The 12,516-nt window shown below is 70.7% G+C and carries 14 protein-coding genes and 2 pseudogenes; 10 read left to right on the top strand and 6 right to left on the bottom strand.

The window, feature by feature from the left end; all coding sequences use genetic code 11:
• Positions 1-45: 45 nt before the first annotated feature.
• Both ACZ303_RS18115 and ACZ303_RS18110 read right to left on the bottom strand, forming a co-directional pair.
• On the bottom strand, positions 46-813 hold the full coding sequence (locus ACZ303_RS18115; RefSeq protein ID WP_467340018.1) for a MerR family transcriptional regulator: 768 nt from the start codon (positions 811-813) through the stop codon (positions 46-48).
• A gap of 161 nt (positions 814-974) precedes the next feature.
• Positions 975-2,057: a DUF5937 family protein gene (locus tag ACZ303_RS18110; protein WP_467340016.1), complete on the bottom strand. Its 1,083-nt coding sequence runs from the start codon at positions 2,055-2,057 to the stop codon at positions 975-977.
• Positions 2,058-2,172: 115 nt separating this feature from the next.
• Between ACZ303_RS18110 and ACZ303_RS18105 the strand changes: the two are divergent.
• Positions 2,173-2,597: pseudogene (locus ACZ303_RS18105) on the top strand (SRPBCC family protein); the annotation flags it as partial.
• A 19-nt stretch (positions 2,598-2,616) separates the two neighbouring features.
• Here ACZ303_RS18105 and ACZ303_RS18100 read toward each other — a convergent pair.
• The gene (locus ACZ303_RS18100) at positions 2,617-3,360 is read right to left on the bottom strand and encodes a hypothetical protein (RefSeq protein WP_467340014.1); all 744 of its coding nucleotides are present in this window, start codon (positions 3,358-3,360) and stop codon (positions 2,617-2,619) included.
• A 107-nt stretch (positions 3,361-3,467) separates the two neighbouring features.
• Here ACZ303_RS18100 and ACZ303_RS18095 point away from each other — a divergent pair, with 107 nt between their 5' ends.
• Positions 3,468-4,106, top strand: coding sequence for a TetR/AcrR family transcriptional regulator (locus ACZ303_RS18095; RefSeq protein ID WP_467340013.1), 639 nt, complete (start codon positions 3,468-3,470; stop codon positions 4,104-4,106).
• An 81-nt stretch (positions 4,107-4,187) separates the two neighbouring features.
• Here ACZ303_RS18095 and ACZ303_RS18090 read toward each other — a convergent pair whose 3' ends face one another.
• Positions 4,188-5,051 carry an NAD(P)H-binding protein gene (locus ACZ303_RS18090; RefSeq protein ID WP_467340011.1) on the bottom strand — a complete coding sequence of 288 codons (864 nt, stop codon included), beginning with the start codon at positions 5,049-5,051 and terminating at the stop codon, positions 4,188-4,190.
• Positions 5,048-5,713 (bottom strand): TetR/AcrR family transcriptional regulator, encoded by a 666-nt coding sequence (locus ACZ303_RS18085; protein ID WP_467340009.1) that lies wholly within the window; start codon positions 5,711-5,713, stop codon positions 5,048-5,050. Before ACZ303_RS18085 ends, ACZ303_RS18090 begins: the two co-directional genes overlap by 4 nt.
• Before the next feature lie 443 nt (positions 5,714-6,156).
• Between ACZ303_RS18085 and ACZ303_RS18080 the strand changes: the two genes are divergently transcribed.
• Both ACZ303_RS18080 and ACZ303_RS18075 read left to right on the top strand, forming a co-directional pair.
• Positions 6,157-6,867: a hypothetical protein gene (locus tag ACZ303_RS18080; RefSeq protein ID WP_467340007.1), complete on the top strand. Its 711-nt coding sequence runs from the start codon at positions 6,157-6,159 to the stop codon at positions 6,865-6,867.
• 80 nt (positions 6,868-6,947) lie between these two features.
• A complete protein-coding gene (locus ACZ303_RS18075; protein WP_467340005.1) occupies positions 6,948-7,589 on the top strand; it encodes a hypothetical protein in 642 nt (213 codons plus the stop codon).
• Positions 7,590-7,727: 138 nt separating this feature from the next.
• Here ACZ303_RS18075 and ACZ303_RS18070 read toward each other — a convergent pair whose 3' ends face one another.
• Entirely contained in the window at positions 7,728-8,141 is a 414-nt protein-coding gene (locus ACZ303_RS18070; RefSeq protein WP_467340003.1) for an arsenate reductase ArsC, read from the bottom strand.
• Between the two features lie 88 nt (positions 8,142-8,229).
• On the opposite strand from ACZ303_RS18070, the gene ACZ303_RS18065 reads away from it, so the two are divergent.
• The 6 genes and pseudogenes from ACZ303_RS18065 to ACZ303_RS18040 all read left to right on the top strand — a co-directional run bounded on the left by ACZ303_RS18065 (position 8,230) and on the right by ACZ303_RS18040 (position 12,493).
• A complete protein-coding gene (locus ACZ303_RS18065) occupies positions 8,230-8,538 on the top strand; it encodes an ArsR/SmtB family transcription factor (protein ID WP_467340001.1) in 309 nt (102 codons plus the stop codon).
• The gene (gene arsB / locus ACZ303_RS18060; RefSeq protein ID WP_467339999.1) at positions 8,535-9,635 is read left to right on the top strand and encodes an ACR3 family arsenite efflux transporter; all 1,101 of its coding nucleotides are present in this window, start codon (positions 8,535-8,537) and stop codon (positions 9,633-9,635) included. The genes ACZ303_RS18065 and arsB overlap by 4 nt, the downstream gene beginning before the upstream one ends.
• 20 nt (positions 9,636-9,655) lie before the next feature.
• Positions 9,656-10,597 (top strand): annotated as a pseudogene (locus ACZ303_RS18055) (NAD(P)/FAD-dependent oxidoreductase); the annotation flags it as partial.
• A gap of 56 nt (positions 10,598-10,653) precedes the next feature.
• A complete protein-coding gene (locus ACZ303_RS18050; RefSeq protein WP_467339997.1) occupies positions 10,654-11,340 on the top strand; it encodes a ribonuclease H family protein in 687 nt (228 codons plus the stop codon).
• 107 nt (positions 11,341-11,447) lie between these two features.
• Complete coding sequence (locus ACZ303_RS18045; protein WP_467339995.1) at positions 11,448-11,996, top strand: hypothetical protein; 549 nt, start codon at positions 11,448-11,450, stop codon at positions 11,994-11,996.
• Between the two features lie 386 nt (positions 11,997-12,382).
• Positions 12,383-12,493, top strand: a complete 111-nt coding sequence (locus tag ACZ303_RS18040) for a keywimysin-related RiPP (protein WP_130876455.1) — start codon at positions 12,383-12,385, stop codon at positions 12,491-12,493.
• Positions 12,494-12,516: the final 23 nt, after the last annotated feature.

Genomic DNA, 12,516 nt, shown 5'->3' with positions numbered 1-12,516 from the left:
CTTGGGCGAATGCGGTGGATGACGAGGGAGGACAGCGGAGCCCGGTCAGGCCGGGCTTCGGCGGGCGAGGTCCAGATAGTCGGCCAGCTCCCGCCAGTCGTCGGCCGCGGCGCCGGGGTCACCGGACATGGCGGCCGGATCGTCATGCCAGGCGCTCCGTACCCCGGTGGAGATGCCGGCATCGCCGCCGGTGAACAGTGCGCTCAGCTCATCCATGCGAGCCACCAGCCGCCGGACCTTCGGATGAGTGGGAGAAGTCCCGGCCGCGCGGAGCCGGTCGGCCCTGCGGTACAGCTCCGGCCATTCGACCTCCAGCAGATAGTGCATCGCGGGCCCCAGGCCCGCGGCGCGTGTCCGCAAGGTCCGCGTCTGGTCGGCGTCCAGGTGATCACGGAGCGCTTCCTCGCTCTCCGGCCCGGTGCGGCCGATCGCCCGCAACGCGTCGAGCAGCATCGAAGTCGTCGGGGCCCGACCGGAATCCAGCTCGCTGCCGAGCCGCACGAGCCGCTGCCGCACGGCGTCGAGCGCGGCGATGGAAGCCTCCACGCCCGCCAGGTGGTCCTGGACCAGCCGCGCCGGGTCGATTCCGGTGTCCAGGCAGGCGCCGATGGTCTCCAGACTCAGCCCGAGACCACGCAGGGCCAGCACCTGATACAGGCGGACGAGGTCATCCTCGGTGTACTCCCTGTGTCCACCAGCGGTGCGTCGGGAGGGGCTGAGCAGACCAATGGTGTCCCAGTGGTGCAGCGTGCGTACGGTCAGTCCACTGGCCTCGGCGAGCGGACCTACTTTCCAGGTCGCGGATGCGGTCATGGGTCAACGATGCATCCTCACGCCGCGTGAGTTTCACATCGGGCGCGTCGGGGACGCGGCGTGGGCCGATGAGCGGTCCGCCGCGCCGGGCGACGCCCCTTCGAAGAGCCGCAGTCGGCGACGACATGGTGCCGGCTTCACACGTGACCCGCTGGGCAGGTCTACCGCAGCGCGTTCCCCAGCAGGTCGGCGCCGAGGCGGCCGATCAGCTCGATGTCGAGTTCGTGGAAGACGTATCGCCCTTCTCGTCGGGTGCGGGTGAGACCGGCCCCTTTCAGGACGCCGAGGTGGCGGGACACCTCCGGCGCGGTGAGGCCGTTGGCGTCCGCGAGTTCCGTGGTCGAGTGGGGTCCGCGGGCAAGAGTGCGGCACAGGCGCAGCCGAAGGGGATGGGCCACGGCTTCCAAGCGCCGCTGGACCGTTGCCAGTGACAGGGCCGGCGGCAGCTCGGGGACGGCGACGGGGTATTGGAGAACCGGCCGGTCGCGGTGGGCGTCCCGGACGACGAGGTGCGGCCATCCGAAGGCCGTGGGCAGGAGGACGAATCCGGCGTCGGAGCCCTTCACCCAGCCGTCCTGCAGCTTGTCGACCACGAGGCGGCCGTGCGCGCTGTCCAGCGTGACGGCGGGGGACACCGCGGCGACAGCCTGCTCCAGGCCGCGGTGCTTGAGCAGTTCGTTCTTGTGGCGGGCGTCGGCAGCCAGTTGTGGGCGGACCCGCTGCCAGACCTCGCCGAAGAACGCCTGGTCGCATTCCTCCAGGAGCCGGCGAAGCCAGGCCCGTACCTTCTGCGGATCCTCCAGCAGCCGATCGGCGAACGCCGCTTGCCGGAGGCCACGCGCGGCGGCGAGCTCCCGGGCTCGTCGGCGGTCCTCCTCGCGGTGCAGGGGGGACGGCCGGGGAGTGGCGAACGAGGTGGCGCAGGAGATCTCCACCGCGGCGACGACGAACGCGTCGTCGTCCAGCCGGTCCCACGCGTCCAGTTCCTCCTTGAGGTCAGCCGCCGCGACACCGGGCAGAAACAGATCCGATCGTGTGGAGCGCCAGAGGATGTCCGCCTCGTACAGCCTGTCGGCCAGATCCGGAGGCAGGGCGCCCCTGGTCTCCGCGGCCCAATCGAGGAGACCGGGGTGGTGGGACGGCTCGGCCAGGACATGCAGCACCGCCCCCAACTCGGCAAGCGGAGAAATCGCGAAGGAGATGCGATCCAGGGGCACGTCCGAGACGTCGATCACCACACTCATCTGTTCAGTGTGACGCCTCGACGGGGATGAGACTGACGCCCGGCCCGGCTCCGGCCGTGCACCTGCCTGACGGCCCAGCACCCACCCGACGGCCGACGCCCATCCGACAGCGAACACGCGCTCGCGCCTCGACCACGGCCCGTTCCGCACGGGTTCGGCGTTTCGGTGGACGACCCGATACCTCCCAACCCCACGACTCCCGCCACCAGCCTGGAGATCACCTCGACCGTCGAGCAGCTCAAGCACAACTCCTGCATCCGCTGGACCGGCCCCGCGGTCGGCGAAGGGCTGCGCATCGACGGCGTCCATGTATGGAACCTCACCAAGGTCAAGGGCGGCGTCCGCGTGAGCACCGAAGAGACCCACACCGGTGCCGAGGTGGAAGCGGACGTCCCCACCGCGACCCGGATCCTCCGCCAGGGCCTCGAAGCATGGCTGCGCGACCTCAAAGCCGCCGCCGAAGCCCCCACCCGCACTGAACCACGAATGATCACGGAGCGGGGCGGTGATCCGTCTCCGGATTCTCGCCCCGCTTCGTGATCACGACCCGAGGTGAGTCCTAGCCGGCCTGCCGGGCGCGGCGCTTGCCGACGAGCGATGCCAGCGAGGCCATGGTCGTGCGGGCCGGACGCTCCAGGTCGCGGTCGGGGTGGAGCACCGGCCGGGCCAGGAGGCGGACGAGGGCGCCCAGGGCGAACCCGTAAACCGTCACCAGACCATGCCCGTTGGCCTGCGCGAACCACACGGCCAGGCCGAGCACCGGCGCGCTGAGCGCGAGGAGCATGTCCTTCGGGTTCGCCTTCGGGTCACCGCCACGCAGCAGGAGGCCGGCGGCCAGTGTCGCGGCGAGGAAGTAGGTCGCTCCCGAGCTTCCGGCGAAGTTGCGGGGGTCGGTGCTGTGGCTCGTCTGCCCGAAGAGGGAGTCGATGTACTGGGGCAGGAGGATGCCCGCCACGAACAGGCCCGCCATCAGCGGCGCGCCCCAGAACCACTCCGCGAGAGCGGCGACGACGGCGAGGGTGGCGATGTTCCACGCCGCCCCGAGGAAGCCCCCGTTCTGCATGAAGACCGACGTGAAGACGCGCCACCAACCCGACTTGCCGGGGTCGCTGTCGAAGGCGGCCATCGCGCCCGACCAGCAGAGCTGCGTCACCACCCCGGCGAGCGCGAGCGCGGTCAGCCCGGCCGCGGTCCAGGGGATCCGGCGCCGGCCCACGGTGTCCTGACCGATCAGGGCCAGACCCCCGTTGAGCATCAGCATCATCAGTACTGCCGTGGTCACGTTGAACAGCAGTCCGCCCATCGTCACCACCCCCCTTCGAACCGCGTTTGAATTTGCTGATGGTGACACTAGCCTCAGTGACCGCAGTTTTCAAACGCTGTTTGAAAACTGCGGCTAGGGTTGGCTCCATGAAGCTGACCGCAGAGCGGATCATCGACGCGGGCATGGCCGTGTTCGCCGAATCCGGATACCACGGACTGTCCATGCGACGAGTGGCCGAGCGCCTCGACGCGCACGCCGGGAGCCTCTACTACCACGTGCCCAGCAAGGGAGCGCTGCTCCAGCTGATGGCGGATCGGGTGGCCCGGCAGGCGTACGACACGGGCAGCGCCGCCCTGGCCGCACTGCCCGAAGGTGCGGGCTGGCAGGCCAGGGTCGAGGTTCAGGCGGTCACGCTGCGGCAGAGCATCCGGCGCCATCCGGGCGGAGCGGTCATGTTCGCCGACAGCCCCAAAGTGCTGAGCGGCGGTGCGCTGTCGCTGATGGAACGGCTGCTGCACACCCTGAGCGACGCCGGGGTGCCCGACGAGCACCGCGGCGTCGCCGCGGACGCGCTGCTCAGCCACATCACCGGATTCGTGCTCCAGGAGCAGAGCGAGTCCCCCGCCCTCCCCGTCAGCGCCCAGCAGGCCGCCGAGGTCCACGAGCGCTTCCCGATGACGGTGGCCGCCGCCTCCGCCTACGACGAGGACGAGAAATTCGCCCGCAGCGTACGGCTGCTCTGCGCCGGCATCGCGACGCTGATCGAGCCGACCCACCAATCCTGAACCGGCTGCTCCAGCCGCTTGCGGAGGTCACGCGCGATGCGCGGCGGCGTCCCCGGCCGGATCCCGCCGGGGACGCGCGGTTCAGCGGAAGTCGGCCGCGTGGTCGCGGGCCCACTCGGCGAACGTACGGGCGGGCCGTCCGGTGACCGTCTCCACCGCCTCGGGCACGGGCACCAGCCAGGCCGACCGCTCCTCGTCCGTGTACTCCCGCGCCCCTTCCGAGTACGGCTCGAAATCCAGCAGGAAGTCGGCGTTGGCGGCGGCCCAGCCTCCCTGGCGCTTGAGGATGTCCAGGGCCTCGCGGGGCGTCACCTCCTCGTAGCGGATCTCCTCGCCGATCGCCTCCGCGAGAGCCAGCACCTGCTGGCGGCGGGTGACCTGCTCCGGGCCCGTCATCTGGTACGCCTTGCCGGCGTGCCCGTCGTTCAGCAGGGCGACGGCCGCGACGGCGGCGATGTCCGCCTCGTGGATGGGCAGTTCGATGGCGTCCGGATCCGGGTACCGGACCACGCGTCCGGCCCGGATCATCGGGGCCCACAGGTGCAGCAGGTTGGCCGCGAACTGACCGGGGTGCAGGTGCGTCCACTCCAGGCCGGACGCCTCCACCGCCTGCTCGACCGGCAGCTGGAAGTCGGTGTCCAGGCCGGCGGCGACAGCGCCGGACGACAGGACGGTCACCCGGCGCACACCGGCCCGTTTCGCCAGGTCGACGACCTGACGCACGGTGCTGGGCTCCGGGAAGAGGTGCAGGCGGTCGGCGCCGCGCAGCGCCGGTAACAGGGACTCGGGTTCCGTCAGGTCTCCGGGGAAGACCCGCGCCTCCGCCGGGAGCCGGGCCTCTCGCGGGCGGCGGGTCACCGCCCGTACCTCCTCACCGGCCGCCAGAAGCTGATCGACCAGGGACCTGCCGACGTTGCCGGTCGCTCCTGTCACCACAGTGGTCATGTGTATTCCCTCGTTTCGTCGACGGACGGACCCGGTCGCCGCCGGGCGTGGTGGTCCCCGCGTAGTGGACGCGGGGCGTGAATGCCGTTCTCGAACGTGCGCACCACCGTGTCGGTGACGCCATGCTTCGGGAGTACGCCCTTGGCGGCCGCCTCGCAGCCCGCGTAGACGAGCGCCCAGAGCACTTGCTCGATCCACTCCCGGTCGAACTCGGCGTCGAACACGCCCTCGGCGCGGCCGCGTTCGATCAGATCGATGACCGCTCGGTAGGCGGGATTGTGAGCGTCGTCCTGTCCGAGGCCCGCCACGATGGCCGGGTCGCCGTACACGAACACCAGTTGGTCGCCGACCCCCACGAATCCGGCGATCAGCCGCCGCATCGCCGCGGGAACCGTCCCGCGGTCGGGGGCCGCGTCGAGGACCGCTCGGTCGAGTGCCGCGCAGGCGTCCTCGACCGTCGCCGCCAGCAGCTCCTGGCGGTCGGGGAAGTGCCGGTGCAGCGTGCTGCGGCCGACGCCGGCGGCCTTGGCGATGTCCGCCAGGGTCGCCCCGCGGTCGCGGGCGAGTACGGAAGCGGCGGCGCCGAGGATGGTCCGCCGGGTCCGGGTCCGCGCACCGCCCGAGGCGGGACCGAGAAGGGAGGAACGGGCTGAGTCGCTCACCCTGCCAAGCTAACAGCGCTGCCCCGAAACGGGATACGGGTTACCGAAAATGGGACTCCGGAGTCCCAATTGGCGTGTGTCGAGGGCTGGTTGCTCGGAATGCGGTGTGCTTTCGGACCACATCGGGACCAAGGGCCGTACCGGAAGCGGACGCACCGGTCCGCGCGGCCGCAGTCGGGTGAGCTGTGGCCGAAGACCGGTGGGCGGGGGAACGGCGAGGCTCTCCCTCCGTGGCCGGACGGCCCCGGCGGCAGGCGCGATCCGCCGCTGACCAGGTGGCCGCCCGAGACGTCGGAATGGCCGGTTCGGCACTCCCGGGACTCGACGGCGCCATCAACCGCCCCCTAGCTTGCTGAGGCCGGACGAACGGCCGGAAACACTCATCGCTCCGGTCGTCCTCCGTCCGGCCGAACAGTTCCACCATCGCCATTCCAAGGGGGAACATGAGTAGGACACACGCACAGTGGGGTGCTCTGGCCGCGGCCCTGGCGGCCACGGCCGGGCTGCTGGCGGCGGCTCCGGCGTCGGCGGCCGAGGCGGCACCGGCGGCCCGGGGCTCGAGCGGGGACGTCGAGTTCTCGCTGTTCGACAGAGGCGCCGGCATGTCGGAGGGCTCGACGTTCCAGCTGGCCGACCTGGGCCGGCAGGGCATCTCGAAATCCGCGATCGAGGACCTCGCCGCCGGCCGGCAGGCCCGTCCGCAAGCCGCGTCGCAGCAGGCGCAGGTGGGGCCGGACGACGTGGTGGGTGAGTGGAAGGAAAGGGACGGCTGGAACACCGTCATGCGCCGGGGTTACTACGACCCCACGACGGACAAGGGTTTCGGCCTCACCAAGGTCGACCAGAAGCACAACCTCAGCCTCGGCGCCGTCAAGGCGACGACGAAATACCCGCGCCCCGGCCCCACGGGCAAGGAACCGCTCGCCGGGTCACAGACCACCTACAATTACCGCACCGAAGTCCTGCACGTGAAGTGCAGTGGCTGGTGGATCTTCCGGACCTGCCGGGTCGTCGAGGTGAAGACCATCCGCGCCGGCGTGGACTTCCGTATCCCGCCGGGCGGTGACGGCAAGTCCAAGGGCGTCATCACCGCGTTCTGCGAGAACACTCCGGGACGGTGCCCCGACTGGGTCAGGAAGGCCATCAACATCTGACCCGGCACGCACCCGGCCGTGCCGCCCGCCTGTTCGCGGAGGCGGGCGGCACAGCGGCGCTCTCCCGAAAGGCACCCCCGATGACGTCTCGTCCCCGTCGGCCGGCCCCCGGGCTCCCCGCCGCCGAGTGGTGGGCCCCGCTCCTCGTCGACCTGGCGGCCGTCCAGCGGGGCAGCGCGCCGCTGGGCCTCCGCGTCCGGGCCGTCGACCTCTCCGCGGAGCGCGCCGCGGTGACCGTCGACTGGCCCGACGGCACCGACACGACCTTCCGGCCGGCCCCGGAGGCCGACCGCGCCGCTCTGCTCCGTCACATCACCGGCGCGGGGCCCGCCCACAACGCGCCGACGGACCACGACACCGAGTTCTGGGCACCTGGCGGAGCGGACGGTACGCCCTTGCTCAGCCACGCCTGGCTGCTGGACGAACTGGGCCGCCGCAGCGACGCCTGGTACGCGTACCTGCCCGAGCCGGTGGAACTCCTGCACGTCGGCACCGACGGCCAGGACACCGCGACGGTCACTGTCGGCCGCGTCTCCCGCGAGGATGTGGTGGTGGTCCGTATCCCCCTGCCGGGGCTCGGCGCCGACGGCCTGGACGCCGGGCTCGCCTACACGATCGTCGAAAACGCGGCGGCCGCCGACCGGGTGGCTCTGCCCCCGACCGAGCCCGTACGCGGGTGGCCCGGGTGCGTATCGACGTTGCGGCAGGCGGCTCCGGAGTAGACCGGCGGCGAAGAGGCGCGGTTAGTACTACGCGCCAGAACAGCCGCGCTCGCACCGGAAGATCCTGGGGCCTGGCGAGGCGCGGGCGGCCGTCGCGCAGGGCCGGCGCCTATGACGACGAGTCGCGGAGGTCCTCGCTCACGGGGTCTTCCCAGGGGCGATCTCGGCGATCAGGCCCTCGATCAGAACCTTGATCCGATCACGGATGGGGCGGACGGCCTCGACGCCCTGGCCGGCCGGGTCCTCGAGCTTCCAGTCCAGGTACCTCTTGCCGGGGAAGACCGGGCAGACGTCGCCGCAGCCCATGGTGACGCACACATCGGAGGCCCGTACGGCGTCGACGGTCAGGACCTCGGGGGTCCGAGAGGTGATGTCGATGCCGACCTCGCGCATGGCCTCGACGACCGCCGGGTTGACGCTGTCGGCCGGGGCGGAGCCCGCGGAGCGCACCTCGACGCGGTCGCCCGCCAGATGGGTCAGCCACGCGGCGGCCATCTGGGAACGGCCCGCGTTGTGGACACAGACGAAGAGAACGGAGGGCTTCTCGGACATCGGGGTCTCTCTTGTCTCACAGCGGGAAGGGAAGTGTGGGATCAGTATCCACTGATTTCAGCTGCGGCTGATGTGAGAGTATCAGTCCATGATGACATCAGTCGACACTGATCTGATCCGGGTGCTGGCGGACCCGCTCAGGCTGAGGATCGTGACCCTGCTCGCCCACGAGACCCTGTGCACCACGCACTTGGTCGAGGAGACCGGCGCACGGCAGACCAACCTCTCCAACCACCTGAAGGTGCTGCGGGAGGCGGGCGTCGTGGAGACCGAGCCCTGCGGGCGGTTCACCTACTACAAGCTGAAGCCCGAGGTCATCGCCGCCCTTGCCGGGCAGTTCACCGAGCTGGCCGAGCACGCCCGTACCGCCGCCGACAGGAAGAGGTCCTGCCCGTGACCCGCACCGAAGCCTCCGCCGCCGTGGAGGAAGCCTCGGTCGTCGCGAAGCTCTCCACCCTCGACCGATTCCTCGCGGTGTGGATCCTCATCGCCATGGGACTCGGCCTGGGCCTGGGCCGCCTGATCCCCGGGCTGAACGACGCCCTGGCCAAGGTGGAGATCGGCGGGATCTCGCTGCCGATCGCGGTCGGCCTGCTGATCATGATGTATCCGGTGCTGGCCAAGGTCCGTTACGACAAGCTCGACGCGGTCACCGGCGACCGCAAGTTGATGGTCTCCTCGCTGGTCATCAACTGGATCCTCGGGCCCGCGGTGATGTTCGCCCTGGCGTGGATCTTCCTGTCGGACCTGCCGGAACACCGCACCGGCCTGATCATCGTCGGCCTCGCCCGCTGCATCGCCATGGTCGTCATCTGGAACGACCTCGCCTGCGGCGACCGCGAGGCCGCCGCCGTCCTCGTCGCGCTGAACTCCGTCTTCCAGGTGCTCGCCTTCGGCCTGCTCGGCTGGCTCTACCTCGACCTGCTGCCCGGTTGGCTCGGCTTCGGCAACGGCGAGCACCTCGACATCTCCATGGGGAAGATCGCCCTCAACGTCGTCATCTTCCTCGGCGTCCCGCTGCTGGCCGGCTTCCTCACCCGCCGCATCGGTGAGAAGAGGATGGGCCGCGACGGCTACGAGTCGGCGTTCCTGCCGAAGATCGGTCCGTGGGCCCTGTACGGACTGCTGTTCACGATCGTGATCCTCTTCGCCCTCCAAGGGAAGACGATCACCTCCCGGCCCGGGGACGTCGCGCGGATCGCGCTGCCGCTGCTGGCCTACTTCGCGATCACGTGGTTCGGCACCTTCGCCCTGGGCAAGGCCATCGGCCTGGCCTACGACCGCACCGCGACCCTGGCGTTCACGGCGGCGGGCAACAACTTCGAGCTGGCCATCGCGGTCGCCATCGCCACCTTCGGCGTCACTTCCGGGCAGGCGCTCTCCGGCGTCGTAGGCCCCCTCATCGAGGTCCCCGTCCTCGTGGCCCTGGTGTACGTCTCCCTGGCCTGGCGGCGGAAGTTCACCACCCGGGAGTCGGCCGAAGCCGCCGGGTGAACGTCCACCTCACCACGATCGACGGCGCCGAGGAGCGGATCACCGCCCGCGCGGTCATCGACGCCTCCGGCACCTGGAACACTCCCGGCCCGCTCGGCGGCGACGGACTGCCCGCCCTCGGCGAGACGAGCGCCGCCGACCGCATCACCCACCGCGTCCCCGACCCGACCGACCCGGTCGTCCGCGCCCGGTACGCGGGCAAGCGCACGGCCGTGATCGGCTCCGGCGCCTCCGCGTTCACCGCCCTCGCCCATCTCGCCGACCTCGCCGAGGACGCTCCGGGCACGCATGCCGCCTGGGTCCTGCGGCGAGGCATCAGCGGCAGCACGTTCGGCGGCGTCGAAGCCGACCAGCTCCCCGCCCGCGGCGCTCTCGGCCCGCGTGCCAAGGCCGCCGTCGAAGCCGGGCACGCCTCCGCCGTGACCGGCTTCCGTACCACCGCCGTCGAACGCGACGGCGAGCGGCTGGTCCTGGTCGCCGAGGACGGCCGCCGCCTCGACGCGGTCGACGAGGTCATCGTGCTCACGGGTTTCCGGCCCGGCCTCGCCTTCCTGTCCGAGGTCCGCCTCGGCCTCGACGAACGCCTCCAGGCCCCCGCCGGGCTCGCCCCGCTGATCGACCCCAACCAGCACTCCTGCGGCACGGTTCACCCCCGCGGCGTGCGCGAGCTCTCCCACCCCGAACAGGGCGTCTATCTGGTCGGCATGAAGTCCTACGGCCGCGCGCCGACGTTCCTGGCCATGACCGGCTACGAGCAGGTCCGCTCCATCGCCGCCCACCTCGCCGGGGACACCGCGGCCGCCGAACGCGTCGAGCTGACCCTCCCCGAGACCGGCGTGTGCGGCCGAGCCGGCCTCTTCGACGAGCCCGAAGCCGACCAGGCCGACGGTGCCGGCTGCTGCGCGGCACCGGCCACCCTCCGGATCGGGCTCGGCGCACCGGCCGCGTCGGGCGGCTGCTGACAGGGCGCCTTGGCGGGGCCGCGGCGACGGCAGGCCGGCCCTGGCATGATCGGAGGATGTCTGAACGCATGATCGCCGCGTGTGACGGCGCGAGCAAGGGGAACCCCGGGGCAGCGGGCTGGGCGTACGTGGTCGCCGACGCCCACGAGGTCCCGCAGCGCTGGGAGTCCGGACCTCTGGGGAAGGCGACGAACAATGTTGCCGAGCTGACCGCCTTGGAGCAGCTGCTGGAAGCCACCGATCCCACCGTGCCGCTCGAGGTGCGGATGGACTCGCAGTACGCCATGAACGCGGTCACCAAGTGGCTGCCCGGCTGGAAGCGCAACGGATGGAGGACCGCGGCGGGCAAGCCCGTCGCCAACCAGGACCTCGTCATGCGCATCGACGCCCTCCTGGCCGCCCGCGCCGTGGAGTTCGTGTACGTCCCGGCGCACCGCGTGGACGGCGACCTCCTCAACGCGCTCGCGGACCGGGCCGCCAGCGACGCCGCCTCCACGCAGCAGGCGGCCGGTACGGCACACGGCGACCTGGCGCTGCCCGTCCCCGACCGCGCCGCCCAGTCCTCGCCCCGGTCCGCGAACAGGACACCGAAGGCCCGGCGCGCGACAGGGGGAGTCATCAAGGCGAAGTTCGCCGGACGGTGCCACTGCGGACGGTCCTACGCCGCCAAGGAGGCGATCGCCAAGGGGCCGCGGGGATGGGGCCACCCCGACTGTCTCGCCGCCGGGCCCGCAGGGGCCTGACGCTGAGGAAGCGGGAAGCCTCGCCGCTTCCCGCCTTCCGCCGCCCGGTTTCCGTCCGTCTCCTCGGGCGCAGTATCGAGAAGGGTGGCGCAGCGGAGGGGGAGATCATGACCGTGATCGTCGGGCTCGTACACAACGCGCGGGTGCATCTGGGCGGGGACTCGGCCGGTGTCTCCGGCCTCAGTCTCACCGTCCGCCGGGATCCGAAGCTCTTCCGCAACGGCCCCTACGCCATGGGCTTCACCACCAGCTTCCGCATGGGCCAGCTGCTGCACCACGCGTTCAAGGCGCCCAAGCCAAAAGGGGACTTGGACCGGTTCATGACCACCGTCTTCGTCGACAAGCTGCGCACCTGTCTCAAGGACGGCGGCTGGTCGCGCAAGGACTGCGAGCAGGAGCGGGCCGGGACGTTCCTCGTCGGTGTGCACGGCCGCCTGTTCACCGTCTACGAGGACTACCAGATAGCCGAGCCCGCCGACGGATACGCGGCCGTGGGGTGCGGCGACGAACTCGCACTCGGCGCTCTGCACGCCACCGCGGGCCTGGGCCTCGACCCTCGTAGGCGGCTGGCCCTGGCTCTCGCGGCCGCCGGCCACCACAGCGCGGGAGTCTCCGAGCCGTTCAGCTACGTCACCGCGCGGAAGCGCCCCTCCTGATCAGTGCATGCCCCGGATCCGCGGCGCCCTTCCCGCGCGCCGCGCGCGGGGGCGGGCCAGGCGTGGCCGCGAATATGTCGAAAAGTTATCCAGAAATGAATGCGCGTCCGCTTCTCTCTGTACTGGTGTACGAGCATTTCCATCCCGTGAGTGACCGGAAATCGCTCTGGCAACAGCCGTATCCGCCAAGGAGGTTGCTCGGACTTTCTGAGGAGGCGAATTCCTGACAGGGGTTGCGGTGCCTCTCAGGGGTGCGGTTAGTATGTTCATACGTTCAACGCCCTGGCTCGCGGATCAAATAGTGCGAGTTTCATTGATTCGGGGGTCGGTACGTCGGTCCCCTCAATCGATCAGGGCTACAGGTTCACCGACTCTGAGGAGACGTCATGAAGAAGGCGTACGAAGCACCGACGCTCGTCCAGCTCGGCACCTTCCGCAAGAAGACCGGGCTGCTGCGGTCCAGCGGTAACGACCGTCTGATCCTCAGCAAGAACTGAGCGTCGGCAGGCTGATTCGACGC

This window comes from Streptomyces sp. NPDC023527, from assembly GCF_055560115.1.
The sequence above is the reverse complement of the archived record's forward strand: the minus strand, read 5'-3'. Positions and strand labels throughout refer to the sequence as shown.

Coding starts and splice junctions, on each gene's coding strand:
- ACZ303_RS18115 (WP_467340018.1), bottom strand. CDS start 813: ATGACCGCATCCGCGACCTGGAAAGTAGGTCCGCTCGCCGAGGCCAGT.
- ACZ303_RS18110 (WP_467340016.1), bottom strand. CDS start 2,057: ATGAGTGTGGTGATCGACGTCTCGGACGTGCCCCTGGATCGCATCTCC.
- ACZ303_RS18100 (WP_467340014.1), bottom strand. CDS start 3,360: ATGGGCGGACTGCTGTTCAACGTGACCACGGCAGTACTGATGATGCTG.
- ACZ303_RS18095 (WP_467340013.1), top strand. CDS start 3,468: ATGAAGCTGACCGCAGAGCGGATCATCGACGCGGGCATGGCCGTGTTC.
- ACZ303_RS18090 (WP_467340011.1), bottom strand. CDS start 5,051: ATGACCACTGTGGTGACAGGAGCGACCGGCAACGTCGGCAGGTCCCTG.
- ACZ303_RS18080 (WP_467340007.1), top strand. CDS start 6,157: ATGAGTAGGACACACGCACAGTGGGGTGCTCTGGCCGCGGCCCTGGCG.
- ACZ303_RS18075 (WP_467340005.1), top strand. CDS start 6,948: ATGACGTCTCGTCCCCGTCGGCCGGCCCCCGGGCTCCCCGCCGCCGAG.
- ACZ303_RS18070 (WP_467340003.1), bottom strand. CDS start 8,141: ATGTCCGAGAAGCCCTCCGTTCTCTTCGTCTGTGTCCACAACGCGGGC.
- ACZ303_RS18065 (WP_467340001.1), top strand. CDS start 8,230: ATGATGACATCAGTCGACACTGATCTGATCCGGGTGCTGGCGGACCCG.
- ACZ303_RS18050 (WP_467339997.1), top strand. CDS start 10,654: ATGTCTGAACGCATGATCGCCGCGTGTGACGGCGCGAGCAAGGGGAAC.
- ACZ303_RS18045 (WP_467339995.1), top strand. CDS start 11,448: ATGACCGTGATCGTCGGGCTCGTACACAACGCGCGGGTGCATCTGGGC.
- ACZ303_RS18040 (WP_130876455.1), top strand. CDS start 12,383: ATGAAGAAGGCGTACGAAGCACCGACGCTCGTCCAGCTCGGCACCTTC.